We start from the raw sequence: 25,864 nt of genomic DNA, 5'->3' as shown, positions 1-25,864 counted from the left end.
GCCGGGACCGTCCGGGCCCCGTCGTGTGGTGGCACACCGGCGGAGTGGCGGCGGCCATCGACCGGCTGAGCGGCCCCGGGACGGTCCCGGTGAGCACCACCCGCTCCCGTCCCGAGGAAGGACACGGCACGCCATGACCGACACGGCCCGGGCCCCGCGCACGCGACCCGAGGGGTTCCCGGAGAACGGGCCCGCGGCGGAGCTGATCCGCTCCGGCTTCGAGCTGGAGAACGCGGACGCCGCGTTCCTGCACCACGGGTTGAACCTCGCCGACGTCGCCCACGTGCTGGACCTGTCCCGGCGCGGGCTCATCCCGGCCGACGCCCGCCGCACCCTGCTCGCCCTGCTGCTCGAGGTCGTCGACATCCCGCCGGAGGACTTCCCCTACGACCCCGTCCACGGCGAGCCGTACAACTCCCGCGAGCGGTACTTCGTCTCCCGGATCGGCGACGCGGCCGGCTGGCTGCACGCGGGCCGGCCGCGCCGGGAGGCAGCCCGGATCGCGCTGCGCCTGCACCTGCGTCGACAGCTCGCCGGGCTCGTCGTCGACACCGCGGCGGCGGGCCTCTCGATGGTCGACCGCGCGGAGGAGCACGCCGAGACGCTGTTGCCCGACCAGACCTACCTGCAGCAGGCCCAGCCGTCGACCTTCGGGCACTACCTGCTGTCCTTCGCGTACTCCGTGGTCCGGGACTCGCGGCGGCTCCTCGACGAACTCGGCTGGATCAGCCGCAGCCCGGGCGGCGCGGGCTGCGTCAACGGCACCCGGCTCCTCGACGACCGCGACCCGATCGCCGACGCCCTCGGGTTCGACCGGGTCATCCCGCACACCCGGGACGCGATGTGGCAGGTGGACGCACTGATCCACGTCCTGGCCACCACCGCCAGCCTGCTCTCGAACTTCTCGAAGCTCGCCGAGGACCTGGAGATCTTCTCGTCGAGCGAGTTCGACTTCGTCGACCTGGCGGACGGCTACAGCCGCTCCAGCATCCTCATGCCGCAGAAGCGCAACCCCTACGCGCTGGCGATCATCCGCGGAGCGTCCGGCGTGATGATCGGCAGGCTCACCGGGTTCCTCGCCGTCACGAAGAGCCCCTCCGCCCGCAGCGACAACCTGATCTTCGCCTACGGCGAGGTCCCCCGGGCCCTCGACCTCGCCCAGCGGATCACGACGCTCACCGGCGGGGTCGTCGCCACCCTGGGCGTGAACGCCGAGCGGATGCGCGAGGAGCTCGACCGGGGCTACACGCAGGCCACCGATCTCGCGGAGCACCTCGTGCAACGGCTCGGCGTGGACTACCGCTCGGCGTACGTGGTCGTGGGGAACACGGTCCGGCAGGCGGCCCGCGACGGGGTCCCGGGGAACGCGATCACGGGCGAGATGGTGGACGCGCAGGCCCTCCGGCACACCGGCCGGTCGTGGGGGCTCGCGGGCGCCGACCTCTCCACGGTGCTCGACCCGCGGCAGATCGTCGCGACGCGCCGTGCCGAGGGCGGCGCGGCACCCGGGGCGGTGGCCGCGATGGTGCAGGACCTGCGCGCCGACCTCGGCACGCTCGCCGACGAGGCGGCGGCGCGGCTCGCCGCCTTCGACGCGGTGGAGGCGGATCTCCTCGCGCGGGGCCGGGATGCGCTGCGCCCCTGACGCGTGCCGCGGACGGTGCCGGACGGCGCCCCCGCGGAGGGGCCGCGCCGTCAGGCCCCGGGGACCTCCACCCGGACGACCTCGGCGACCTCGTCGCCCGTGGTGGTCACGGTGTACCCGGAGCCGGTCGGCAGGTGGAACGCCTCGCCCGCGGACACGACCGTCGTCGTCCCGGCCAGGGCGACCTCGGCCGCACCCCCGAGGACCAGCAGCAACGCCTCTCCGGGCCGGGGCTCGGCGGTCCAGCCCTGACCGGGCGGCAGCCGCGCCGCCGTGCCCTCGGCGCGGAACCGCTCGGCCGGGCCGGTGATCCGCACGGGCCCGTCCCCGGCGTCGGCGAAGCGGGTGAGCGTCCCCGTCGGCTCCTCGTCCTCGACGAAGTGCCGGGCCGGGACGTCGAGGGCCGCCGCGAGCTTGAGCAGGGTCGTGATGGTCGGCACCATCGTCCCGCGCTCGACCTTGTGCACCGAGGCCGCGGAGACGTCCGCGTGGTGCGCGAGCTGCTGCAGCGTCATGCCCTGGCGGCGGCGCAGCTCCCGGATCTTCGGGCCGATCGCCCCCACCACGCTGTCCAGGTGCGGAGCGGCGCGTCCCGAGGGTTCGGGCGCAGCGGCGGCGGCGGGCATCGAGCCTCCTCGCGGCTTGACAGGCGATCCGTGTTTAGTATCGTATGAACAAATTTCGTATAGTCGACGCTTCCGTCGACCGAAGTCTACCCGGAACGAGAGGGTCGGAGCCGTGTCGCCAGCCGCACGCAGGACTGTGATCATCGGGGGCGGGGCCGCGGGTCTGGGAGCCGCGGGCGGGGTCAAGGCCGCCGACCCGTCCGCGGAGGTCACCGTCTACACCGAGTACGAGGACGTCGCCTACAGCCCGTGCGGGATCCCCTACGTCCACGGGGGCGAGATCCCGGACTTCGAGCGGCTCTTCCTCGCCGGCAAGCAGGCCTACGTCGACGCCGGCATCGACGTCCACTACGAGACCCGGGTGACGGCCGTCGACCCGAAGGCGCAGACGGTGTCGATCGACGGCGAGGGCGAGGTCCGCTACGACCAGCTGATCCTCGCGACCGGCTGGGACTACGCCGACCCGGGCGTGCCCGGCGGGGATCTCGGCGGGCTGTACTACGTGAAGAACATCCGCGCGGCCATGGAGTGGGACAAGGTCATCGGCGAGACGAAGCGCGCCGTCGTCGTCGAGGCCGGACCGCTCGGGCTCGAGATGGTGACCGCGCTGGCCCACCGGGACATCGAGACCCACCTGATCGATCCCAACCCGTACCCGCTGGCGATGATGGCCGATCCCGACATCATGGCCCCGGTGGAGGACTCCTGGCGCGAGCTGGGCGTACACCTGCACTTCAACACCACCCTGGAGGAGTTCGTCGGGGACGGGAGCGGTGCCGTCCGCGCGGTGCGGACCTCCGACGGGGAGATCCCCGCCGACCTCGTCGTGATCGCGACGCACAAGACCCCCCGGAACGACCTCGCCCGTGCCGCGGGGATCCGGATCGGGTCGACCGGCGGGATCATCGTCGACGAACGGATGAAGACCTCCGCCCCCAACATCTGGGCCGCGGGGGACGCCGTCGAGATCCCGCACGGCCTCACCCGCACCCCCCTGCAGGGCCTCACGGGCTCCCACGCCTACGCACAGGGCAAGACCGCCGGGACCAACGCCGGCGGCGGCACGCGCGCCTACCGTGCCGTGTTCGTCCCGTGGGGCACCCCGGCGGGCAAGTGGGTCATCGGCGGCGCGTCCTTCGGCGAGGCCACGGCGACGGCGTTGGGCATCCCGTACGTGCTCGGCGTGGCCGAGGGCATCTCGCGGGCCCGCTACTACCCGGGCGTGCAGAAGATCAAGGTCAAGCTCCTGGCGGAGCCCGGCACCCTGCGGCTCATCGGGGCGCAGATGGTCGGCGGCGGCGAGGGGATCAAGGAGCGGGCGGACTTCCTCGCCCAGGCGATCCGCTTCGGGATGACCTTCGACGACCTGTCCACGATGGAGAACGTCTACTCGCCCGCGATCGGCGCGCTCAACGAGCCGATCGTGGTCGCCGCGACCAACGGCCTCGCGGAGGCCGCGCGCCGGAACCGCGAGAAGGGCTGACGATGGCCGCGACCTCCCCGGGGTTCTTCGGCTGGCTGCGGAGCAACTCGGAGCACTACCTGCTCGTCGCCGCCCACCGGGACCTGGCCCGCCGGACCGGCGCGCCGGCCCCGCGCCCGCCCCGAGGCGCCAAGGAGATCTTCTGGCTGAGGGTCTTCGCCCCCACCTACGCGGCGCTCCCCTGGGCGCTGCGCAGCCGCATCATGCGCGCCATGCCCGGAAGCCACCGCAGGACATGGGCGCCCCCGCCGCGAGCCCAGGGTCCCGCGGTCTGACGACGACCGACAGCAGCACACGAACGAAGGAGAGCGAAGTGGCCGAGATTGTCGGAGAGCGGGCACACGCGGGCGACGCCATCGTCGACTACGAGTCGAAGATGTTCGACGACATCCAGGCGGAGCCCGGCGAGAAGGCCTACATCTTCATGCACACGGTGCCCTACGAGGGCTCCGTCGGCCTGGTCAACATGCTGACCTGCACCCGCATCAACCGGAAGGGCTTCGACACGCACCTCGTGCTGTACGGGCCCGGGGTCCTGATGGCGTCGGCGACGCGCGGCTTCCCGACGGTGGGGGCCGAGGCCTTCCCGGGCCACATGGCCTACAACAACCAGCTCCAGACCTTCATGAAGGAGGGGGGCAAGGTCCTGGCCTGCCGGTTCGCGATGGCCGCGCTCTACGGCATGCGGGAGACGGACGTGATCGAGGGCGTGCAGCCCATCCACCCGCTCGACGTCCTCGACTGCAACCTCACGGCCCGCCGCGAGGGCGCACTGGTCATGCAGACCTGGACGTTGTGAGGTGCCGCCGGTGGGCGCGCGCCCGGACCGGAGCCGAGCCGCGCCCACCGGCCTCCCGCCCCGAGGCACAGGAGCCGACATGGATCCCTTCCCGGGACCTCCGCACGGGGCCCTCGACGGCCTCCGGCAGGACCGGAGCACGTCCGGCGCCGACGAGAAGGATCTCGCCGGCGCCCGCAGGCAGTGGCGGTCGGTGGCGGAGACGCTGTTCCCCGCCCTGATGACGGACCCGGCGGGCTACGCCGGCGCCGTCGAGGCCATCGGCGCGGTCGCCGCGGCGTTCACGGCCCGTTCCGCGGGCCTCGCCGAGCTCGCGGCGGCCTTCGCCGATCCGGAACGCTGCCTCGCCGACCTCGGGGTGCCGATGCGGCCCGGCGTTCCTCCCGTCCTGCTGGTCGCCACCGCCTGCGCGATGCGCGAGCGCGTGCTGATCGCCGAGGACGTCCGCCGCTGCCGGTCCGAGGCCGTCCGGCGCGCCCGCGAGGCCGGGCGGTGCTGGGCGGTCCTCCAGGGCCCGGAGCAGGTGGAGGAGCTCACCGGGGGCGGCACCGGCGGGCCGTCGGCCTGCTCCCACCTGCACCTGCCGTCCGGGACCGAGCTGCGCGCCACGATCGACGCGTGGTCGACCGCCCCGTTCCGCGTCGACGTGATCCCTGGGGACGGCGGCGCACCGTCGGGCGCCGCGTTCGCACGGCGCGAGCCCTGGCTCACCGAGTTCGCGCAGCGGCGGAGCCAGATCGAGCAGCGGGCGGGCTCGGGACCCGCGCCGCGGACAGGAGTGACGTGAGCATCACGCACCCGGGCCGCAGGGACGTCGCCCTGAAGTCGTCGCCGGACGTCGCCGCGGCGCGCCGCGAGACGTGTCGCCTCGTCCGGACCGACGAGGACCTGGACCTGCACCACGGGGTCCGGCGGGCGGTGTTCGTCCACGAGCAGGGGCTCTTCCGCGGTTCCGACCGGGACCCGCTCGACGAGAGCGCGGACGTGGTGCACGTGCTCGGGCTCGTCGACGGCGTCGCGGCCGGCGCGGTGCGTCTCTACCCGTGTCGCGAGGAGGACCCCCGCGACGGGCTCTGGAAGGGCGACCGGCTCGCCGTCCTGCCGGGCAGGCGCGCGGGCCACCTGGGCGCGGCCCTGGTCCGCTTCGCCGTGTCGACGGCGGGGGCGCTGGGCGGGCGGCGGATGCGCGCGCTCGTGCAGGCGCCCAACGAGGTGTTCTTCCACCGCCTCGGCTGGAGCTCGACCGGCGGCCCCGTGGACCACCTCGGCGTGCCGCACGTGCGGATGGAGATCGCGCTCGGCCCGTGAGCCGGCATCGCTCACCGGGTGCGGCGGGCGGGTGCGAGCAGCCGGCCGCGCTCGACGAAGCCGGCACGCAGGTTGGACGGGAGGCGGCCGGCCACCCGGGTGCGCGCCTCGTCCCGCGGCCCCGGGTCGCCGAGCTGCGCGACCAGGAGGTCGGAACCCGTCGCGAGCGCGAGCCGCGCCGCCTCGGCGGGCCGGCCGAGATGGTGCAGGGCGAGCGCCTCGTACTTCGGCGACTGGAACCGGCGGGCCTCCGCCAGGAGCTCCTCCGCCACCGCGCGATCCCACCGGGCCCGCATCTCGAGCAAGCGCATGACGGCCCGGGGCCGGAACGGGAGCGGCACCTCCAGCATGGGGCGGGCCGACTCGACCAGCACGGCGGCGTCGTCCGTCCGGCCGCGCATGAGGTCGCAGTCCGCCATCGCGAGCAGGGCGTGGAGCTCCTGTTCGAGCTCGAGCGCTCCCCCGCCCCGCCGGGCGAGCTCGACGGCGGCCTCGGCGTGCTCCCGGGCGCGGTCGACCTGGCCGAGCTCCTGCCACATCCACGACGTCGTGGTCTCGACACCGGCGCGGTAGAACGTCAGCTTCTCCGCGTCGATCAGGCTGCGCGCCGACCCGAGCGCCCGCAGGGCGCCGGCGAAGTCGCCGGAGTTGCCCCGGGCGAGGGCGGTGAAGAACAGCGTCTGCAGCAGCGGCCGGAACTCGCCGGTCCGGCGGCACAGCATCGCGGCCCGCGCCAGGACGTCCTGGGCCTCGCCGAACCTGTCCTGGTGCTCGAGCAGCGCACCCCGGTAGGCGAGGGCGACGGCCGCGGCGGCGTCCTCGAGGTTCGCCGCCAGGACGCGGTCGTAGGCCGCCTCGGCGCCGGCGTAGTCGCCGTCCCAGTGCCGGACGCGGCCGAGGAGCAGGCTCGCGCTGGGCAGGGCGCCGGGCGCCGCCGCCGCCGTCTCGGCGAGGTGTGTGGCCTGCTCGGCGAGCCCCACGGCGCCCATCGCGTCGCGGGCGTAGAGGGCGTCCCAGCCGAGCTGTTCGAGCGCCCTGGCCTCCAGGTCGAGGTCCCCCGCGTCGCGGGCGAGCTCGAGGGCGGTCTCGTGGTCGGCGCGGGCGTCGGCGTACCGGCCGAGGTCGCAGCGGACCTGACCCCGTCGCAGGTGGACGGCGAACAGCTGCGCGGCGTCGCCGCCCGCGGCCGCCGCCGCGACGGCGCGGTCGAGCAGCCGTTCGGCGTCGGACTGGGCGAACACCAGGTGCGCGGCCTCGGCGGCGGCCGCCCAGGCCGCGGCGGCCCCTCGATGGTCGCCGGCGGCGGCGAGCTGCTCCGCGGCCGCCTCCGGCTTCGCCGCCAGCAGCCGGGCGGCGCGGCGGTGCCGGCTGATCCGCACCGGTCGGGCCACCGACGAGTACGCCACCTGACGGACGACGTCGTTGGCGAAGCGGAAGTCCGCCCCCTGCTCGGTGAGCAGACCGGCCCGGATCGCCCGCGACGCCGCCTCGGCGCACGCCTCGACGTCCGTCTCGCCGAGGGCGGCCAGCTCGTCGAGGCCGAACGTCGTGCCGAAGATCGACCCCAGGGCGAGCAGCCGCTCCACGGCGGCGCCGGCGTGCTCGATGCGCGCCGCGACGGCGTCGTGGAGGCTGTGCGGGATCGGGAGGTCGTCGGTCCTCCCGTCGACCGCGGGGGCCCGCAGCACCTCGGTCACGAAGAGGGGCGAGCCCCCCGTCCACGACCAGATGCGGTCGGCGTCGAAGGCCAGCCCGGACTGCGCGACGAGATCGGCGACGTCCGTCCGGCTCAGCGGCCGCAGCTCGACGGCGGAGGCGACGTCGCGCAGCGCGGCCGTGACGGCCGGGTCCTCGGTGGTGTCCTCCGTGAGCAGGACCATCATCCGGCTGCCCCGCCAGTGCTGGGTCAGCACGTGCAGCGCCTGGAGCGTGGAGTCGCTCGCGTGCTGGACGTCCTCCACGGCCAGCAGCAGCGGCTGCCGCGTCCCGAGCCGGACGAGGAACCCGCTGAGGGCGTCGAGCCCGCGCAGGTGCTCGAGCTCCGGGCCGGCGCGCTGGTACGGCGCCTCCCCGACCACGTCGGCGACCTCGGGGATCAGCGACGTGAGGGTGCCGAGCCGGGCCCCCGCCAGCTCCCTGATCTCGGTCGCGGTCATCCGGTGCACGAGGGCCCCGACGAGCTGGACGACGGGCTGCAGGTAGAGGGACTTCTCGGCCGCGTAGCAGGCGACCTGGACCACGGTCGCCCCCGCGTCGCCGGCCTCCGCCAGGAGGGTACGGGCCAGGGAGCTCTTGCCGAGCCCCGCCTCGCCGGTGAGCACCACCATGGACGGCGAGCCCGCGCTCGCCGCCGCCCACCGCTCCCGCAGGGCGCGGAGCTCCGCGTCCCGGCCCACCAGGGACCGGCCGGTGGGTCCGTCGCGGTCGGCCCACCGGGCGCCGACGGCCTCGGCGCGCAGGACCGACAGGTGCACCGCCTGGATGCCGGGCGAGGGATCGATGCCGAGGTGCTCGGCGAGGGCCTCGCGCAGGGCGCGATAGATCACCAGGGCGGCACCGGGACGGCCCGCGCGCTGATGGGCGAGCATCACGACCCGGCAGGCCTCCTCGTCCAGCGGGTCCGCCTGCAGGACGGCGGAGCCGACCTGGACGGCGGTGTCGAACGCACCGAGCTCGAGCGCCGCCCTGCTCCAGAGGAGCCGGGCCTCCTGGAGCCGCGCCGAGACCCGGTCCCGCAGGGCGCGGACCCATCGGTCCGCCCGGTCCCCCGCCAGCGGGGTGTCGGCCGCCAGGAGCTTGACGGCCTGCTCCCCCGCGGCCGCGGCCACGGCGAAGCGGCCCCTCCCGAGCTCCGTGTCCGCCTGCTGGACCAGCTCCACGGCCTCGTTCAGGTCCACGGCGACGGACTCCGCGGTCAGCCGGTAGCCGGCGGGCGATCCCTCGATGCGCTCGCGGCCCAGCGCGCGCCGGAGCCTGCTGACCAGTGCGGCGACGTTCCGGTCGACCCGGTCCGGCGGGTCCGCGTCGGGCCACACCGCGTCGACGAGCTGGTCGAGGGGGACGAGCTCGCCCGCCCGGAGGGCGAGGACGGCGAGGACGCGCGCGGCCTTTCCCGTCGGCACGGGTGCGTTGAGCCCGCCCTCGACGGTGAAGGGTCCGAGCACGCAGATCCGGAGGACCGGGACCACCCGATGAGCCTACCCGGAGATCGGCGACGAGGCCTAGCCGTTCTCCTACTATGGTAAACAACCGTGTCCTATGATGAAGTTCGCCGAGGTTCCGGAGGCAACGACGCCATGCCGAAGACTGCCGTGGTGGCCTTGGGGGGCAACGCGATCACCCTCAGCGGCCAGGCGGGGACGTTCGCCGAGCAGGTGGCGAACGCCCGCGCGATGGCGGGTGCGCTGTGCGCGGTGCGCGACGCCGGATGGAACGTCGTGGTCGTCCACGGCAACGGACCGCAGATCGGCAACCTGGCGATCCAGCAGGAGGAGGGCGCGGACCGGGTCCCGGAGCTCCCCCTGTTCTGGCTCGACGCGATGACGGAGGGGCAGATCGGTTGCCTGCTGACCCTGGCCCTGCGCGAGTGCGGTGGTCCGGACCTCCCCGGGATCGTCGCGGTGGTGACCCACACCCGGGTCGAGGCCGACGATCCGGCGTTCGGCCGCCCCACCAAGCCGATCGGTCCGTTCTTCGACGAGGACACCGCCGAACGGCACGTGCGCGAGCGGGGCTGGACCGTCGGCGAGGACTCCGGCCGGGGGTTCCGCAGGCTGGTCGCCTCGCCCGAACCTCACGAGATCGTCGAGCTCGACGACATCCGGTCCCTGGTGGACCGCGGGTCGGTCGTGATCGCCGCCGGGGGTGGCGGGATCCCGGTGGTCCGGGAGGGCCACACCCTCCGCGGGGTCGACGCGGTGATCGACAAGGACCTCGCCGCGGAACGCCTGGCCACCTCGCTGGGCGCGGACGCGCTGGTGCTGGTGACCGCCGTCCCCCGGGTGATGGTCGACTTCGGGACCCCCGATGCGCGGCCGCTCGTCGTCGTGGGCCTCGCGGAGCTGCGCACGCTCGCGGCGGACGGCCAGTTCCCGGAGGGCAGCATGGGCCCGAAGGTCCGCGCCGCGACCCGGTTCGTCGACGCGACAGGCGGCACCGCGGTCATCACCGACACCGAGCACCTCGTCGCCACGCTCGATCCCGGCGCCCCCGCCGAGGACAAGGGCACCCGTGTCCTCCCCGTCGCCTCCCCGCTCGGAGCAGCCTCGTGACCACGTCCGTCCGCATCCACCGCGACACCTACGTCGACTCGGTCGTCCAGCTCGCGGGCACCCGCGCCCTGCGGGCCGCACCCGACGTCGACTGGGCCACCGCCGTGATGGCCACGCCCGCCAACGTCGAGACCCTGCTGGCCGAGGGGTTCGACGCCGAGGACCTGGCGGCGGCGACGGCCAACGACCTGGTGATCGCCGTCCGCGCGGGCAGCAGGACGGCGGCGGCCGAGGCCGTCGACGCCGGCGAGCGGGCGATGTTCGAGCGCCGCGGCGGCGGCGAGCAGGTCGAGGCCTCCGTGCGGTCGCTCGACGACGCGCTGCGCCGGGCCCCGCGGTCGAACCTCGCCGTGGTGTCGGTGCCGGGCGAGTACGCCGCGCTCGAGGCGCACAAGGCGTTGTCGGCGGGGCTCGACGTCCTGCTCTTCAGCGACAACGTCTCGGTCGAGGACGAGATCGAGCTCAAGGACCGCGCAGCGGGGCTCGGCCGCCTCCTGATGGGCCCCGGTGCCGGGACGGCGATGCTGGGCCGCACCTGCCTCGGGTTCGCCAACGTGGTGGCCGACGGCGCCGTCGCGGTGGTGGCCGCCGCGGGCACGGGCGCGCAGGAGGCCGCCACGCTCGTGGACCGGTGGGGCGGCGGGGTGTCCCACGTGGTCGGTCTGGGCGGGCGCGACCTCGGCGCCCGGGTGGGCGGGCGGATGGCCCGGGCGGCGCTCGACGGCCTGCTCGCCGACCCGGGGGCGGAGCTGGTCCTGCTGGTGTCGAAGCCGCCGGACGTCGGCGTCGCGCACGAGGTCGTGCGGGCCGCCGGCGGCAAGCCCGTGGTCGCCGCCCTGATCGGGGTGCCGGAGGACTTCGCCGCACCCGAGGGCGTGACCGTGACGCGGACGCTGGAGGCCGGCGCACGCGCGGCCGTCCGGGCCCGGGGTCTTCCCGATCCCGACGTGGCGCCCGGCCTGGCCGACCGGATCCGCGAGGCGATCGCGGACCTCGGACCGCAGCGCACCCTCGTCCGCGGCTTGTTCTCCGGGGGGACGCTCTGCTTCGAGTCGCTGGTGATCCTCGCCGACGTCCTGGGTGACGTGCACTCCAACACCCCGCTGCGCTCCGGCCTCGGGCTGCCGGCCCCGGACGGGGCGCACGTCTGCCTGGACCTCGGCGAGGAGGAGTACACGCAGGGCAGGCCGCACCCGATGATCGACCCGCAGGCCCGCATCGAGCTCCTGCGCGAGCAGGCCGCGGACCCTGCGGTGGCCGCGATCGTGCTCGACGTCGTCCTCGGCTACGGCGCGCACCCCGATCCCGCCGCGGAGCTCGGTCCGGTCTGCGCGGAGATCGCCGCCGCGGGCGGCCCCCGGGTGGTCGTCTACGTGCTCGGCACCGACCGGGACCCGCAGGGCCTCGACCGACAGCGCCGCGCCTTCGCCGACGCGGGCTGCGTGGTCACCGAGACCGCCGCAAGGGCCTCCCTCGCCGCGGCCGCCCTCGCCCTGCGCGACCCCTCGCTGGCGGAGAAGCCGCTGTGAGCCCGCGGATCGCGCTCGTCTCCTACTCGGTGAAGCCGCGCGGCGGCGTCGTCCACACGCTGTCCCTGGCCGAGGCCCTGCACCGGAAGGGCGTCGACGTCCGGCTCGTCCTGCTCGGCGACCCCGAGGTCCCGCTGTTCCGCCCCACGCCGGTGCCGCACACGATCCTGCGCGCGCCCGCCCCCGCCGGGACCACGCTCGACGACCGCGTCTTCGCCGCGATCGACGCGCTGGAGGCCGGGCTGACCGAGCTCGTCGGTCAGGTCGACGTCGTCCACACGCAGGACTGCATCGCCGCCCGGGCCGCCGCGCGCGTCCGGGAGGCTGGTGCGCCCGTGACGGTCGTCCGCACCGTCCACCACGTCGACGACTTCACCACCCGCACGTTGAGGGACTGCCAACGCGCGGCCATCCTCGAGCCCGACGTCGTCCTGGTCGTCAGCGAGCAGTGGCGGCGGATCCTGCGGTCGGACCCCGGCCGGGAGGCCGCCGTGGTCCCGAACGGGGTGGACCCGGACCGCCTGCCGGCACCCGCACCCGCACTGCGGGCGGCACTGCGGGCGCGGGTGCCCGCCGGCCGCTTCGTCCTGCTCGGTGTCGGAGGTGTCGAGCCGCGCAAGGGCACCGTCCACGCCTTCCGGGCGCTCGCGCGGGTGAAACGGGAGCGCGGGCCGGTGGCGACCCTGGTCGTCGTCGGCGGGCACTCCTTCCAGGACCACGCGGCGTACCGGGAGGCCGCGCTCGGGATGCTGCCCGACCTCGGGCTGGTGCCCGGCGAGGACGTGGTGCTGGCCGGGACCGTGGGCGAGGAGGAGCTCGCCGGCTGGTTCCACACCGCCGACGCGCTGTGCTTCCCCTCCGTCAAGGAGGGTTGGGGCCTCGCGGTGCTCGAGGCCCTTGCGGCGGGGCTGCCGGTCGTCGCCTCGGATCTCCCCGTCTTCCGCGAGTACCTGACCGACGGCGTCGACGCACTCCTGCCCCCGGTCGGGGACCACGGGGCGATCGCCGACGCCGTGATGCGGCTCCTCGACGAACCGCGGCTCCGGTCGGATCTCGCCTCGGCGGGCGCGGCGATCCTGCCGCGCTTCACGTGGGAGGCCAGTGCCGCTCGGCACCTCGAGATCTACGACCGGCTCCGGGTCGGCAGCCGGGTCTGACACCGCCGGCCCGCCGTCGGGCCCCCCCCACGGCGGGTCCACCCGCCGCGGGGGCGTCCGCCCGTCGGTGCTGTCGGGGCTCTCGGTGCTGTCGGTGCTGTCGGTGCTGTCAGTGCTGTCGGTGCTGTCAGTGCTGTCAGTGCTCTCGGTGATCGGCAGGGGCGCCGTGACCGTGGCCGTGCTCCCGGTCGTGGTCGTGGCCCGCGGGCCGCGCGGCGAGCCGTCCGGCCCGTTCGGTGATGTCGCGGTTCCCCAGCGTCCCGTCGGCGACGAGGACGTCCTCCAGCGCGCCGAGCCAGTGCACGTAGTAGCTCCAGGTCTCGTCCCCGGAGCGATCCGCCTCCCACGCCGCGATCCGGGCGATCAGGGCGGCCTGGAAGGCCGGCCAGTCGAAGGCCCCCGCGTCGTGCAGTGCCACGGCCATGCCGAAGGCGCGCGACTCCCACGGCTCGGCGAACACGAGCTCGCCGTTCGACCGCGGCGGCGCCCCCGGCCCGTCGAGCGCCAGCGGCGCGAGCGCAGCCGCGCTCACGGCGCGGCCACCTTCGCGACGCCGACCAGTGCGTCGCGGCCGATGAGGGGCACGAGCTCCTCCTCGGTGAGGTCCTCGGTGCCGGCCGGCCGCTCGGGCAGGACCAGCCACCGCACCTCGCTGCTGGAGTCGCGGACCACGATCTCCACGTCGTCGTCGAGCTCGAGGCCCATCTCGGCGAGGACCGTGCGCGGTTCGCGGACCACCCGGGCCCGGTAGACGGGGTCCTTGTACCAGGACGGCGGGAGCCCGAGGACCGGCCACGGGTAGCAGGAGCACAGGGTGCACACCACGACGTTGTGCCGCGTGGGCGTGTTCTCGACGACGACGATGTGCTCGCCGTTCGCCCCGCCGCCCCAGGCGACCTCCTTGATCGCCTCGGTGCCGTTCTTCAGCAGCCGCGCCTTGTACTCCGGGTCCACCCAGGCCCGCGCGACGACCCTGGCCCCGTTGAGCGGGCCCAAATCGGACTCGTACTTGGCGACGAAGCCGTCGATCACGTCCGTCCGCACGAGGCCCCGCTCGGTGAGCAGCTGCTCGAGGGCCTCGGTGCGCAGTGCCGGGGACAGCCGCTCGGTGCCGAGGTCGGCCGGGTCGTACTGGGTGGTCATGAGGCGGGCTCCAGGTAGCTGTCGTACATCTCGATGGTGAGCTGGAAGGGTTCGGCCTCCGGTCCCCACAGCTCGCGGGAGTCGAACCGGACGGAGTAGACGTGCTGCGGGTTCTCGCCCCGGAACAGGGCGTGGGTGTCGGGCAGGAGATGGGCGGGCTGCACCATCTCGACCGTCCCGGTGCGTCCTCGTGTGTAGTTCGGCAGCCTCGTGAACTCCGACGGGGCCGCGGCCACGGCCCGCACACGGTCCCCGACGTCGAAGCGGGGTGCGTCGTCCACCTCACGGAGCGAGCCCGCCGCCGTCGGCGCGTAGTCCGGTTTGCAGGGCTCGGGTGCCGGTGGCTCCTCCACCTGCTCGCCGCGCAGCCGCCGGGCGCGGGCGTTGACGGCACCCTCCGCGAGGATGCCGCTCTCGGTGAGCATCAGCTCGGCGGCGTTGAGCCAGCGTCCGTAGTAGCCGTCGTCGAAGTAGGCGGCGCGCCCGAGCCGCTCGAGGCTGTGCCGGAACGCGTCGAGGTTGCGCCCGGAGATCCGGCCCATCGTGAACGCGGTGAGGGCGAACGCGCGGCCTTCCCACGGCTCGGCGAAGACCGGTTCGTCCGCCGGCGGCGGGGCGGCCGCGCCCCAGCCTTCCTGACCTCCGAGGTCGGCGATGCCGCCCACCTGACCACCTCCACGTGTCGGATGCTTCAGTCGATTCCTACTATAGTGAACAGCCTGTGGTCCAGGACACCACCCGGCCGCAGGCGACCTCGGCGGACACCCAGCCGGAGCCCGAGCAGGAGGGCCTCGCCCGACGACGCACCCGTCGCCGCGAGCCGCGCCTCGCTCCCCGGGTCCTCGCGATGGCCCACGAGGTGCCCGAGGGCCTCGTGGGCCGGGGCGATCGACTCGCCCCGTGCGGCCCAGCCCAGGAACGCCGCGGCCAGGCTCGTGGTCTCGACCGCGGCGACACAGGCGAGGAGCTCGTCCTCCGCCGCCGGTCCGCCGCGGGCGCGGGCGACCAGCGCGAGCCCCGCGAGGACGTCGTCTCCCGCGGGTGTGAGGCCCGGACCGCGGCCGCCGATCAGCGCCGCGACCTCCCGCACGTCGGCGGGGCGGACGGCGTCGGACAGGAGTTCGGGCGGAGGCAGCACCGCGGGCGGGGTCGGCGCATCGAGGTACAGGCACCAGCCGACGCCGCGCACCGACACCCCGTCGACCGCCACCGCCTGCCCGGGCGACACGGCCGGGAGGCCTGGGGTGCAGCGCAGGTGCAGCGGGCCGGGCGGCGCCGACGGGTCCGTCACCGCGACGAGCCCACCGTGGATCCTGAGGTAGAACGCCCTGCGGTGGACCGAGTGCACCCTCGCGACGCCCGGCCGCCCGAGCAGTGACCGCGCCCCGCGGCCGAGGTCCACGGTCCGCAACGCGGCGGCGTCCACCGGGCTCAGCTCCCGAGGCGTTCCCCGAGGGCGCGCAGCGCGGCCCCGAAGCACTCCGGGGGCGCGGTCGCCACCCCGGCTCCGACCTGCCCGGTCCCCGCGGTGGCGTGCAGGATGCCCGTCGTCACCTTGGGGGTGATCCCGGTCTCGACCACCTTCCGCACGTCGATCCCGAGCGGGGTGCCCTCGAACTCCAGCGGCGGGAGGGTGAAGCGCGAGCTCGTCCCGGCGCAGATGGCCCGGAAGGAGTGGGTCGCCTCCGCGGCACCGGCCATCGTGCCGCCGAGGAAGGCCGCCACCGCGGCCGAACCGCCCGCCGCCGGGCCACCCATGCCGGTCAGCTCGAGGACCGCGCTGTCACCGATGTCCCGGGCGGCGGTCTCCGGGCCGAAGCCGGAGTAGTAGAGCGCGTCGCCCACGGGAGGCGCCTCGCAGAGGTGCCAGTCGGGGCTCCCGGCCAGCTTGATCCCGAACGTCGTGCCGTTGCGGGACATCGTGGTGACGATGCTGGAGTTCGGCACCTGCTCCGCCCACAGCTGCAGCGACTTCGCGGCGGCCATCGCGGCGTTGAGGAAGAACAGGTGGTTGCCGGCGAGGTACGAGGCGAAGGGGCCGCGTGCGGCGTCGGGAAGGGACGCGAGGTGCGACAGGACCGCCCGGGTGAACAGGTTCGTCGCCGCCTGCGTTCGCATGTGGAGGTCGTCGCCCATCGTGATGCCCTGGGCGGCGAGGGCCAGCAGGTCGATCGGACCGGAGCCCGCGAGCACGTGCGCCAGCGCGTCCCCCGCGACGTCGGCGAGGAACCGGAGCCGGGCGATCGCCGCGTCCGTCTCCCGGCCGAACCAGGCGACCTCCCCGGGCCCCTGGTTCACCGGTGCGTACGCACGGGTCCCGCCCTCGCGGTTCTCGACGACGAACACCGGCTGGGACGGCCCGACCGCGCTCGCCATCGGGACCACGGTGTCGTGGTGGTTCGCGGCGTCGAGCGCGACGTCGCCCCGGGCGAGCAGCCCGTCGGCCTCCGCGACGTCGGCGGCCCAGCCTTCGGCGACCACCGCGGCCCGCATCGACCGGCGCAGCGGGTCGCAGGCGTCCGCGTAGTCGACGGGAGGTCCGCAGTGCAGCAGGGTGCGGCCCGCGTAGCCCGGGACGTCGGCGACGCGACCCATGGCGACCAGCTGCGGCACGCCCTCGTCCAGCCTCCGCACGACCTCCCGGTTCGCCTCGTCGACGACCGCGGCGTGGCGACCGGACAACGCCGTGAGCAGCCGGACGGCGGCCGGGTCGCCACCGGCCGGGATCCGCCAGTCGACCTGTTGGACGGAACCCCCCTGCTCGCGGATCGCCTCGGCGAACATGGGCAGGCCGACGTTGACCACCTCGACCTGCTCGGGGAGTGCCACGCGGGGCATCGTCGCCTCCGTTCTGCGATTCCTATAGTGAAAGCAAGACACTATAGGAGATGCCGCCGGCAGGCGAGACCCACCACGGCGCCCGGTCGGCACCGGGTCACGGCCGCCGCGGTGCGGCCGTCGTCGGGCGCCGGACGAGCCTGGGCGACGACGCGAATCAGGCGTGCACCAGCTCCTCGACCGCCCGCTCCAGGAGGAGGTCGCCGACGGCGACCTCCTCAAGGGGCAGGCCGAGGACGCCGGCCGCCCGCTGCGCCGCCGCACGAAGGTTCGCGGTCGGGTGCTGCGCGAGCCAGACGACGCGCCGGTAGTGGCCGAAGTAGTCGTCGCGCAGCTCCGGGTACCGGTCCAGACCGAGCTCGACGACGACGGAGCGGTGGAAGGACGCCGCGAGGTAGTCGGTCAGCACGTAGGTGCCGGGTTCCGCCTCGAGCAACGCGTGCATCCGGGCGGCGCCGGCGAAGACCGAGTAGCAGTCGGTGCCGGGCAGCCGGGGCACCTCCCAGCGGGCGCAGACGTCGTCGAGCGCGCCGTGGCTGCCGCAGTCCGCGTACCCGACGGCGATTCGCGGATACCGCGGCCGCAGGCGCGCCACCTCGCGCTCGACGGCGGCGGCGATCCGCTCGGGCCGGTTGTGCAGCAACGGGGGAAGCGGCACGACGTCGACGGGCCAGCCGCGGCGGGCCGCGACCACGGCCACGTGCCGGGCGATCGCCCCGCACGCGACCACCGCGACCCGGTCCTCGTGCACCGCGCGTTCAGACCGGGAACGCGAGGCGCTCGACGAACCGGTCGTTGAAGTCGGCGCGGTCGGAGAGCTCGACGTAGTGCACCTCCTCCAGCAGTGCCTGTGCAGCCGCCCGCTCGCGCACCGACAGCAGCGCCATCTTGGCGCCCTCCCCCGCCACGTTGCCCGCGCTCACGATGCGCAGCAGCGCGACCTCGGGCACCAGCCCGATCCGCACCGCGGCGGTCGGGGCGAGGTAGCTGCCGAAGGACCCGGCCAGCAGCACCTGGGTCACGTCGGCGGCGGTCAGCCCCTGCTCCTCCAGCAGCAGCTGCCAGCCCGTGGAGATCGCCGCCTTGGCGAACTGCAGCTCGCGGATGTCGCGCTGCGACAGGTAGAGCGCGTCCGCGGGGTCGCCGTCCGGGTCGTGCCCGCGGAAGTGCAGCACGAAGACCCGCTCCTGGCCGACCTGCCGCAGCCGCGTGGCCAACCCGGGCGGCACGCCCGGCGCGTCCGGGGCGACGAGCCGCCCGGAGGCGTCGACGAGGCCGGCGGCCACCATCGCCGCCACGGCGTCGACGAGGCCCGACCCGGCCAGCCCGGCCGGCTCGACGTCCCCGATGACCTGCAGGACGACGTCGTCGTCGCTGATCTTCACGCCCTCGACCGCACCGGGCGCGGCCCGCATCCCGCAGCGGATCGCGGCGCCCTCGAACGCCGGCCCGGCGGGGGCGGCCGTGGCCAGCAGGCGGTCGCCGGCCGCGAGGAGGATCTCGCAGTTCGTGCCGATGTCGATGAAGAGCCGGATGCGCCGGTCGCGGTCCATTCCCGAGGCGAGCGCCCCGGCGACGATGTCGCCGCCGACGTAGGCGCCGAGGGCCGGGAACACGTAGGCCCTGGCCCGCGGGTGCACCCGCACCCCGAGGTCGGCGGCCGTGAGGCCGTCGAACGAGCGGGAGGCCATGACGAACGGGGCCACCCCCAGCGGCTCGGGGTCCAGCCCGAGGGCGAGGTGGGTCATGGTGGCGTTGCCCGCCACCGCGATCTCGTAGACCTCGCGGCGGTCGACGCCGCCGTCGGCGCAGACCTCGGCCGTGAGCCGGTCGAGGCCCTCGTGGGCGAGCGCGGTGAGCCGGTCCAGCGCCGTGGGGTCGGTCATCGTCGCGCTGATCCGGGTGATCACGTCGGCCCCGTGCGACTGCTGGGGGTTCAGCCGCGACGCGACGGCGACCGGTGTCCCGGTGGCGAGGTCGAGCAGCGTCGCCACGACGGTCGTCGTGCCCAGGTCGAAGGCGATGCCGAAGAGCCGCGCGGTCGTGTCCCCCGGCTCGACGTCGACGAGCACGTCGTCCACGACGACCGCGGTGACCGCGCGGTCCCCGGTGTGGTCCGCGGCCCGCAGCGCGGCGGCAAGGCCCCGGATCGCCGGCAGGTCCACCCGCAGCTCGAGGTCGGGCAGGGCGTCGCGCAGGCGTTCGACGTCGGTGCGCTGGTCGGCGAGGGACGGCTCGGGCAGCGTCAGGCAGCGCTTCTGCAGGGCGGGTCGCAGGATCACCTGGCGCCCGACGCCGACGGTGGCCGCCTTCGGCCGGGTGACCAGCGGCGGCACCTCCACCCGCAGGTCCTGCTCGGCCCGGGCGCGGCACGCCAGGCGCCAGCCCGCGCGCAGCTCCTCCGGGCCGAACGCGCGCGGGTCCAGCCGGGACACCGGCACGTCGCCCTCGACGACCCGCATCCGGCACTTGCGGCACGTGCCGTGGCCTCCGCAGGTCGAGTCGACGGCGATGCCGTTCCAGCTCGCCGCGTCGAACAGCGTCGCCCCGGCGGGGACCCGGACCTCGCGGGGCCGGGCGCCGTCCGGGTCGAACCGGATGCGGACCCGGTCCTGCGCCGGCGGTTCCGGGAGGGCGGTCACCGTCAGGCCGTCTTCCCCGCGGCGGCCGCGGCGCGCGCCCGCGCGATCCAGGCCGCGCCCCACTCGTCGTTGCCCAGCAGCAGGTCCGCGGCCTTGACCGCCTCGACGATCTGGGGCGACCGCACGTCCATGATCGCGCTGGTCAGCCCGCACGACATGGCCATCGGCAGGAACGCCGCGCCCAGCGCCGGGCGCCCGGGCATCCCGAAGGAGACGTTGGAGGCGCCGAGGGTCATGTTCAGACCGAGCTCGTCGGCGATCAGCTCGATCGTCCGCAGCGTCGTGCCCACGAGCGTGGTGTCCGCCCCGACCGGCATGGCCAGCGGGTCGACGACGATGTCCTCGAGCGGGATGCCGTACTCGCTGACGGCGATGTCGAGGATCTTGCGGGTGATCTCCAGCCGGCGCTCCGGCTCGTCGGGGATCTCGTCCTCCTCGTTGGGCAGCGCGATCACCGCCGCCCCGTGCCGGGCCACGATCGGCAGGATCGCGTCCAGCCGCTCGCGCTCGCCGGTCACCGAGTTCACCAGCGCCTTGCCCTCGTAGGCCGCGAGCCCGGCCTCGAGCGCCTCGACGACCGACGAGTCGATGACCAGCGGCAGGTCGGTGAGCTCCTGCACCGTGGTGACGGCCTTGGCCAGCAGCTCCGCCTCGTCGGCGAGCGGGACGCCCATGTTGACGTCCAGCATCGTGGCCCCGCCGGCGACCTGCTGCGCGACGTCGACCTCGATGCGCGAGAGGTCGCCGCGGCGCAGCTGCTCGGCGAAGATCTTCCGGCCGGTCGGGTTGATCCGCTCACCGATGAGGCAGAACGGTCTGTCCGGCCCGATGACGACCTCGCGGGTCGCCGAGCGCAGGACGGTGTGCCTTCCTTCCCGGTGCATCAGACCCCCACGGCGGCGCGACGGGCGGCGAGCAGTTCCTTGGCCTTGCGGACGGCCGTGGCGGCGTCGGCGGCGTAACCGTCGGCCCCGACGGCGTCGGCGTACTCCTGGGTGACCGGTGCACCCCCGACCATCACGATCACCTGGTCCCGCAGCCCGGCCTTCTGCAACGCATTGATGTTGGCCTTGAACATCGGCATCGTCGTGGTGAGGAAGGCGGAGAAGCCGACGATGTCGGGGTTGTGCTCGTGGATCCCGGCGATCACCTTCTCCGGCGACACCTGCACGCCGAGATCGATCACGTGGAAGCCCGCGCCCTCCAGCATGATGTTCACGAGGTTCTTGCCGATGTCGTGGACGTCGCCCTTGACGGTGCTCATCAGGAAGGTCCCGACGGTCTGCGCACCGGTCTCGGCGAGCAGCGGACGCAGGATGTCCAGGGCACCGCTCATCGCCTTGCCCGCGACCAGCATCTCGGGCACGAAGAAGTCACCGCGCTCGAACCGCGCGCCGACCTCCTCCAACGCGGGGATCAGCGCGTCGAACAGCATCGTCTCCGGGGTGAGTCCAGCGTCGAGCCCCTCCCCCGTCAGCTCGAGCACGCGCGGCTTGTTGCCGACGAGCGTCTCGTCGTAGAGCCCGCGCAGGATCGTGTCGTGATCCATCAGGCCGAGCCTCCCTTTCGTCCGGGTTGGTGCCCCAGCAGCCCCGACAGCCCGCGCAGCTCGGTGACGAGCAGGTCCCCGAGCCTGGTGATGCCGAAGTCGTTGATGCGGTTCGTGGGTCCGGAGACCGAGACGGCGGCGACGACGGTGCCGTCCACGGCCCGGACGGGAGCGCCGACGGCGGCGAGCCCGAGCTCCAGCTCGTCCAGCGAGCCGGCCCAGCCCCGCCGCCGGACCTCGACGAGGGCGTGCTCGAACTGGGCGCGGTCGACCGGCGAGTGCGCGGTGCGGCGCTCCAGCTGGCCGGGCGGCAGCGCGAGCGCGCCGTAGGCGTAGAGCACCTTGCCCAACGCCGTGCAGTGCGCGGGCACGTCGACGCCGACCCAGTTCGTGGCCCCGATCAGGTACCGGCTGTCGACCTGGTCGATCTCGACGAGCTGGCCGCCGCGCGCCACGGCGAGGTTCACGGTCTCCCGGCAGAGCGTCGACAGGTGCTCCATCGTCGGACGGGCGAGCTCCGCGAGGTCGTGCAGCGCGCTGGGCCGGGCGGCGTGCAGCGAGAACAACGCGCCCGGCCGGAACGCCCCGGCCCGGTCGCGGTACACCAGCCGGCTGCGCTCGAGGGCCTGCAGGAGCCGGGAGGTGGTGGACTTCGCCAGCCCGAGCTCGTCCACCAGCGAGCTGAAGGTGCGCGGCGCGCCGGACTCGACGATGAGGCCGAGCAGGGCACTTGCGCGTTCGACCGACTGACTGCCCGTCTGCGCCGCCATGAGAGCCGTCCAAAGTTTCACATTATGGAACCCGGGTTCTGACGATGGCGGCTACTGTGACGCCGGTCTCCCGGTCCGTCAAGAGCGGAGAAGCACATGTTCCGCAACGCGATGCCCCGCTACGAGATCCTCTCCGAGGACGCGATGAGCACCCTCGAGGCGGGGTGGCGCCGGCTGGTGTCGGACATCGGCGTGGAGTTCGGCTCGCCCCGGGCACTGGAGCTGTTCCGCCAGGCCGGCCAGAAGGTCGAGGACTCCGACGGCCAGGGTGTCGTCCGGTTCGATCCCGACTTCCTGCTCGAGCAGGTCGCCAAGGCACCGCGGTCGTTCGAGGTGCAGGCCCGCAACCCCGCGAACACGGTGCACATCGGCGACGACGCAATGGCGTTCGGCGCCGTCTACGGCCCGCCGTTCGTCCGCGAGGGCGACGTGCGCCGGGACGCGACGATGGAGGACTTCCGCAACTTCACCCGCCTCGCCCAGGGCTTCACCGCCCTCGACTCGGCGGGCGGGGTGGTCTGCGAGCCCGAGGACACCCCGCTGGACTCGCGGCACCTGGACATGACCTACGCCTTGCAGACGCTCACCGACAAGATCTACATGGGCAACGTGGTGTCCGGGGTCAACGCCGCGGACACGATCGCCATGACCGAGATCCTCTTCGGTGGTCGGGCGGCGATCGAGGCGACCCCGGCCACGATCTCGCTGATCAACTGCAACTCGCCGCTGCGCTGGGACGAGCGGATGTTGGAGGCGCAGCTCACCTACAGCGAGGCCAACCAGGCGGTCGTCATCACCCCGTTCCTGCTGATGGGCGCGATGTCGCCGGTGTCGATCCCGGCGGCGCTCACCCAGCAGATCGCCGAGGCGCTCACCGGCATCGCGCTCTCCCAGCTCGTCCGACCGGGTTGCCCCGTGATCTTCGGGTCGTTCCTCTCCAACATCGACATGCAGTCCGGCTCGCCCTGCTTCGGCACGCCGGAATCGGCGGTCGGGCTGCTGTGCACCGGGCAGATCGCCCGCCGCTTCGGGCTCCCGGTGCGGTCCGGCGGCGGGCTCACCTCGAGCCAGACGGCGGACGCACAGGCCGGCTACGAGTCGTTGATGACCATGCTCCCGACGTTTCTCGCGGGCATCAACTGGGTGATGCACACGGCCGGCTGGCTGGAGGGCGGGCTGGTCGCGAGCTACGAGAAGTTCGTGCTCGACGTGCAGCTGCTGGAGATGCTGCAGCACGAGTTCCGGCCGCTGGAGATCGACGAGGCGTCGCTCGCCTTCGACGCGCACGACGAGGTCCGCCACGGCGGTCACTTCCTCGGGGCGGCCCACACCATGGAACGGTTCCGCACCTGCTTCTACCGCCCGTTCCTCAACAGCTCCGAGAACTACGAGCGGTGGATGCGCAACGGGGCGAAGGACACCGCCGCCCGCGCCCGCGACGTCGCGCGGAAGCGGCTCGACGAGTACGAACCGCCGCCGCTGGACGACGCGGTGCGCGAGGAGCTGACGGAGTACGTGACCCGGCGCCGCCGCGAGCTGGGCGACTAGGAGGACCACCCATGGCCAGCACCGATGCTCGCTCCGCACGCCCCGCTCGTGCGTTCCCGTCCACCGCCCGCGTCGTCGTGATCGGCGCGGGCATCGTCGGCAACTGCCTCGTGCACCACCTCGCCCGCCTCGGCTGGCGGGACATCGTGCAGATCGACAAGGGCCCGCTGCCCAACCCCGGGGGTTCCACCGGGCACGCCTCGAACTTCATCTTCCCGGTCGACCACTCGCGCGAGATCACCGACCTCACGCTCGACTCGATGCGCCAGTACAAGGAGCTGGGTGTCTTCACGGAGTCGGGCGGGTACGAGGTGGCCCGCTCCGAGGAGCGGATGGAGGAGCTGCGCAGGCGCATGTCGTCGGCGCGGGCGTGGGGCATCCCGGCCGAGCTGGTGACGCCCGACCACGTCGTCGAGCGCGTTCCGTTCCTGGACAAGGACGAGATCCTCGGGGCGTTCTGGACGCCCTCGGTGGGCGTGGTCGACTCGCTGCGCGCGGGGACGCTCATGCGCGAGTCGGCCCAGGGCCTCGGTGCCCTCACCGTGGTGTCGACCGTCGAGGTGCTCGGCATGGACGTCGAGCGCGGGCGGATCCGGCGCGTGCGCACCACCGGTGGCGACATCGAGGCCGAGACCGTCGTGATCGCCTGCGGGGTGTGGAGCCCGAAGCTCGCCCGGATGGCGGGCGCGGCGATCCCGCTCACCCCCGCCGTCCACCAGATGATCTCGGTGGGACCGATCCCGCAGCTCGCCGAGCGGCCCGGCGAGATCTCCTTCCCGATCATCCGCGACATGGACACGTTCTGCTACGAGCGCCAGCACGGCGCCGACATGGAGGTGGGCTCCTACGCCCACCGTCCCATCTTGTGGGACCCGGAGGAGATCCCGTCGATCGACCAGGCGCGGCTCTCCCCCACCGAGACGCCGTTCACGGCCGACGACTTCGACCCCCAGCTGGAGCAGGCGCTCGAGCTCATGCCCGACGCCCTCGGCGCCGACGGGGCCGAGATCCGCTACGCCATCAACGGTCTGCTCTCGCTCACCCCCGACGGCGCCCCGATCCTCGGGGAGACGCCCGAGGTGCAGGGCCTCTGGTCGGCTGCGGCGGTGTGGATCAAGGAAGGGCCCGGGGTGGGCCGGGCGGTCGCGGAGTGGATGACGCACGGGTACTCCGAGATCGACCTGCACCACTCCGACATCGCGCGGTTCTACCCACACCAGCGCACCCGCGCGCACGTGCGCTCGCGCACCTCGGAGGCGTTCAACAAGACCTACGGCATCGTGCACCCGGGCGAGCAGTGGAACGGGGAGCGCGGCAAGCGCCTCGCCCCCATGCACGCCGCGCAGCGGGCCGCGGGCGCGGAGTTCTTCGAGACCGTCGGCTGGGAGCGGCCGATGTGGTACGCGTCGAACGAGGCCCTGCTCGGCGAGTACGGGGACGCGGTGATGCCGCGCGAGCACGAGTGGGACGCGCGCTGGTGGTCGCCGATCATCAATGCCGAACACCTCGCCATGCGGGACCGCGCCGGCATCGTCGACCTGTCCGCCTTCGCCGTCTTCGACGTCGTCGGGCCGGCCGCGGAGCAGGCGATCCAGGGCATCGTCGTCGCGCAGGCCGCCGTGGCGGAGGGCCGCGTGATCTACACGCCGGTGCTCGACGCCCGGGGCGGCTTCCGGTCCGACCTCACGGTGATGCGGCTGGCCCACGACCACTACCGCGTGGTCACCGGCGGCCTGCACGGCATGGCCGACCTGAAGTGGTTCGCCGACCACCTGCCCGCCGGCGCCGCGGTCGTCGACCAGACCTCGGCGTTCACCACCATCGGGCTCTGGGGCCCGCGGGCCCGCGACATCCTCGGCCGCCTCACCGACGACGACATCTCCCACACCGGTTTCCCGTTCCTCACCTGCCGCGGCATCGCCGTCGGCAACGTCGGCGTGCTCGCCTCGCGGATCTCCTACGTCGGAGAGCTGGGCTGGGAGCTCTACGTCCCCATGGAGCAGGGCGCGCGGGTGTGGGAGCTGCTGCACGAGGCCGGGAGGCCGGACGGCGCCGTCCCGGTCGGGATCGGCGTCTACGGCACCACCGGCCGGCTGGAGAAGGGCTACCGGGCGTTCGGGTTCGAGCTCGACGGCGAGCGCACGATCGTCGAGGCGGGCATGGCGCGCCCGAGGGTGAAGGACGCGGACTTCGTCGGCCGCGAGGCCTACCTCGCCCAACGGGCCGCCGAACCCCAATCGGTGCTGTGCACGCTCACCGTCGACGACCACCGGTCGGCGAGCGGCCGCAACCGCTACATGCTCGGCGGCGAACCGATCCTGACCCGCGACGGCGGGGCGCTGACGGACGGCCACGGCCACCATCCGTACGTCACCTCGGCCGGGTCGGCCCCGTCCCTGGGCAGGCACGTCCTGATGGCCTACCTGCCGCCGGACCAGGCCGTGGTCGGCAACCGGCTCGCCGTGTCCTACATGGAGGAGCTCTACCCGGTGACCGTCGGGTCGGCCGACGCCACGCCGCTGTTCGACCCGGCCAACGAGCGGATCAGGGGCTGAG

23 protein-coding genes are annotated in these 25,864 nt (G+C 74.1%); 11 read left to right on the top strand and 12 right to left on the bottom strand.

Annotated elements, in window-relative coordinates:
* Window positions 1-133 precede the first annotated feature (133 nt).
* The gene (locus LWC35_RS15420) at window positions 134-1,645 is read left to right on the top strand and encodes an argininosuccinate lyase (protein ID WP_232870818.1); all 1,512 of its coding nucleotides are present in this window, start codon (window positions 134-136) and stop codon (window positions 1,643-1,645) included.
* A 50-nt stretch (window positions 1,646-1,695) separates the two neighbouring features.
* On the opposite strand, the gene LWC35_RS15415 is transcribed toward LWC35_RS15420, so the two are convergent.
* Window positions 1,696-2,271 carry a helix-turn-helix transcriptional regulator gene (locus LWC35_RS15415; protein ID WP_232870817.1) on the bottom strand — a complete coding sequence of 192 codons (576 nt, stop codon included), beginning with the start codon at window positions 2,269-2,271 and terminating at the stop codon, window positions 1,696-1,698.
* Window positions 2,272-2,383: 112 nt separating this feature from the next.
* Between LWC35_RS15415 and LWC35_RS15410 the strand changes: the two genes are divergently transcribed.
* The 5 genes from LWC35_RS15410 to LWC35_RS15390 all read left to right on the top strand — a co-directional run bounded on the left by LWC35_RS15410 (window position 2,384) and on the right by LWC35_RS15390 (window position 5,861).
* Window positions 2,384-3,754, top strand: coding sequence for an FAD-dependent oxidoreductase (locus tag LWC35_RS15410; RefSeq protein ID WP_232870816.1), 1,371 nt, complete (start codon window positions 2,384-2,386; stop codon window positions 3,752-3,754).
* 2 nt (window positions 3,755-3,756) lie between these two features.
* Window positions 3,757-4,029, top strand: a complete 273-nt coding sequence (locus LWC35_RS15405) for a hypothetical protein (RefSeq protein WP_232870815.1) — start codon at window positions 3,757-3,759, stop codon at window positions 4,027-4,029.
* A 38-nt stretch (window positions 4,030-4,067) separates the two neighbouring features.
* The gene (locus tag LWC35_RS15400) at window positions 4,068-4,553 is read left to right on the top strand and encodes an MSMEG_0572/Sll0783 family nitrogen starvation response protein (protein ID WP_232870814.1); all 486 of its coding nucleotides are present in this window, start codon (window positions 4,068-4,070) and stop codon (window positions 4,551-4,553) included.
* Window positions 4,554-4,632: 79 nt separating this feature from the next.
* On the top strand, window positions 4,633-5,340 hold the full coding sequence (locus tag LWC35_RS15395) for a hypothetical protein (RefSeq protein WP_232870813.1): 708 nt from the start codon (window positions 4,633-4,635) through the stop codon (window positions 5,338-5,340).
* Window positions 5,337-5,861: an MSMEG_0567/Sll0786 family nitrogen starvation N-acetyltransferase gene (locus LWC35_RS15390; protein WP_232870812.1), complete on the top strand. Its 525-nt coding sequence runs from the start codon at window positions 5,337-5,339 to the stop codon at window positions 5,859-5,861. Before LWC35_RS15395 ends, LWC35_RS15390 begins: the two co-directional genes overlap by 4 nt.
* Before the next feature lie 11 nt (window positions 5,862-5,872).
* Here the strand turns inward: LWC35_RS15390 and LWC35_RS15385 are convergent, their stop codons facing one another.
* Window positions 5,873-9,049: an ATP-binding protein gene (locus LWC35_RS15385; RefSeq protein WP_232870811.1), complete on the bottom strand. Its 3,177-nt coding sequence runs from the start codon at window positions 9,047-9,049 to the stop codon at window positions 5,873-5,875.
* 108 nt (window positions 9,050-9,157) lie between these two features.
* Here LWC35_RS15385 and LWC35_RS15380 point away from each other — a divergent pair, with 108 nt between their 5' ends.
* From LWC35_RS15380 to LWC35_RS15370, 3 genes are read left to right on the top strand one after another with little or no spacing between them, the layout of a single operon-like run.
* Window positions 9,158-10,132, top strand: coding sequence for a carbamate kinase (locus LWC35_RS15380; RefSeq protein WP_232870810.1), 975 nt, complete (start codon window positions 9,158-9,160; stop codon window positions 10,130-10,132).
* A complete protein-coding gene (locus tag LWC35_RS40275; protein WP_232870809.1) occupies window positions 10,129-11,661 on the top strand; it encodes an AllF/FdrA family protein in 1,533 nt (510 codons plus the stop codon). The genes LWC35_RS15380 and LWC35_RS40275 overlap by 4 nt, the downstream gene beginning before the upstream one ends.
* Entirely contained in the window at window positions 11,658-12,818 is a 1,161-nt protein-coding gene (locus LWC35_RS15370) for an MSMEG_0565 family glycosyltransferase (protein WP_232870808.1), read from the top strand. Before LWC35_RS40275 ends, LWC35_RS15370 begins: the two co-directional genes overlap by 4 nt.
* Before the next feature lie 136 nt (window positions 12,819-12,954).
* Here the strand turns inward: LWC35_RS15370 and LWC35_RS15365 are convergent, their stop codons facing one another.
* The 10 genes from LWC35_RS15365 to LWC35_RS15320 form a co-directional block, all read right to left on the bottom strand.
* Window positions 12,955-13,350, bottom strand: coding sequence for a nitrile hydratase accessory protein (locus LWC35_RS15365; protein WP_232870807.1), 396 nt, complete (start codon window positions 13,348-13,350; stop codon window positions 12,955-12,957).
* Window positions 13,347-13,961 (bottom strand): nitrile hydratase subunit alpha, encoded by a 615-nt coding sequence (gene nthA, locus LWC35_RS15360; protein ID WP_232870806.1) that lies wholly within the window; start codon window positions 13,959-13,961, stop codon window positions 13,347-13,349. The genes LWC35_RS15365 and nthA overlap by 4 nt, the downstream gene beginning before the upstream one ends.
* Window positions 13,958-14,626 (bottom strand): nitrile hydratase subunit beta, encoded by a 669-nt coding sequence (gene nthB, locus LWC35_RS15355; protein ID WP_232870805.1) that lies wholly within the window; start codon window positions 14,624-14,626, stop codon window positions 13,958-13,960. The genes nthA and nthB overlap by 4 nt, the downstream gene beginning before the upstream one ends.
* Window positions 14,627-14,652: 26 nt before the next feature.
* Window positions 14,653-15,387: an oxamate carbamoyltransferase subunit AllH family protein gene (locus LWC35_RS15350; protein WP_232870804.1), complete on the bottom strand. Its 735-nt coding sequence runs from the start codon at window positions 15,385-15,387 to the stop codon at window positions 14,653-14,655.
* Window positions 15,388-15,392: 5 nt separating this feature from the next.
* Window positions 15,393-16,790: a YlbE family protein gene (locus tag LWC35_RS15345; protein WP_372463051.1), complete on the bottom strand. Its 1,398-nt coding sequence runs from the start codon at window positions 16,788-16,790 to the stop codon at window positions 15,393-15,395.
* Between the two features lie 166 nt (window positions 16,791-16,956).
* A complete protein-coding gene (locus LWC35_RS15340; protein ID WP_232870802.1) occupies window positions 16,957-17,550 on the bottom strand; it encodes a DUF1638 domain-containing protein in 594 nt (197 codons plus the stop codon).
* A gap of 7 nt (window positions 17,551-17,557) precedes the next feature.
* Window positions 17,558-19,441: an ASKHA domain-containing protein gene (locus LWC35_RS15335; protein ID WP_232870801.1), complete on the bottom strand. Its 1,884-nt coding sequence runs from the start codon at window positions 19,439-19,441 to the stop codon at window positions 17,558-17,560.
* Window positions 19,442-19,443: 2 nt separating this feature from the next.
* Window positions 19,444-20,325 (bottom strand): dihydropteroate synthase, encoded by an 882-nt coding sequence (locus LWC35_RS15330; protein ID WP_232870800.1) that lies wholly within the window; start codon window positions 20,323-20,325, stop codon window positions 19,444-19,446.
* On the bottom strand, window positions 20,325-20,990 hold the full coding sequence (locus LWC35_RS15325) for a cobalamin B12-binding domain-containing protein (protein WP_232870799.1): 666 nt from the start codon (window positions 20,988-20,990) through the stop codon (window positions 20,325-20,327). The genes LWC35_RS15330 and LWC35_RS15325 overlap by 1 nt, the downstream gene beginning before the upstream one ends.
* Window positions 20,990-21,760 carry an IclR family transcriptional regulator gene (locus LWC35_RS15320; protein WP_232870798.1) on the bottom strand — a complete coding sequence of 257 codons (771 nt, stop codon included), beginning with the start codon at window positions 21,758-21,760 and terminating at the stop codon, window positions 20,990-20,992. The genes LWC35_RS15325 and LWC35_RS15320 overlap by 1 nt, the downstream gene beginning before the upstream one ends.
* 96 nt (window positions 21,761-21,856) lie before the next feature.
* On the opposite strand from LWC35_RS15320, the gene LWC35_RS15315 reads away from it, so the two are divergent.
* A complete protein-coding gene (locus LWC35_RS15315; protein ID WP_232870797.1) occupies window positions 21,857-23,308 on the top strand; it encodes a trimethylamine methyltransferase family protein in 1,452 nt (483 codons plus the stop codon).
* Between the two features lie 11 nt (window positions 23,309-23,319).
* Entirely contained in the window at window positions 23,320-25,863 is a 2,544-nt protein-coding gene (locus LWC35_RS15310) for a GcvT family protein (protein ID WP_232870796.1), read from the top strand.
* Window position 25,864: the final 1 nt, after the last annotated feature.

This window comes from Pseudonocardia kujensis (assembly GCF_021283305.1).
GTDB classification, from domain to species: Bacteria; Actinomycetota; Actinomycetes; order Mycobacteriales; family Pseudonocardiaceae; genus Pseudonocardia; species Pseudonocardia kujensis.
The sequence above is the reverse complement of the archived record's forward strand: the minus strand, read 5'-3'. Positions and strand labels throughout refer to the sequence as shown.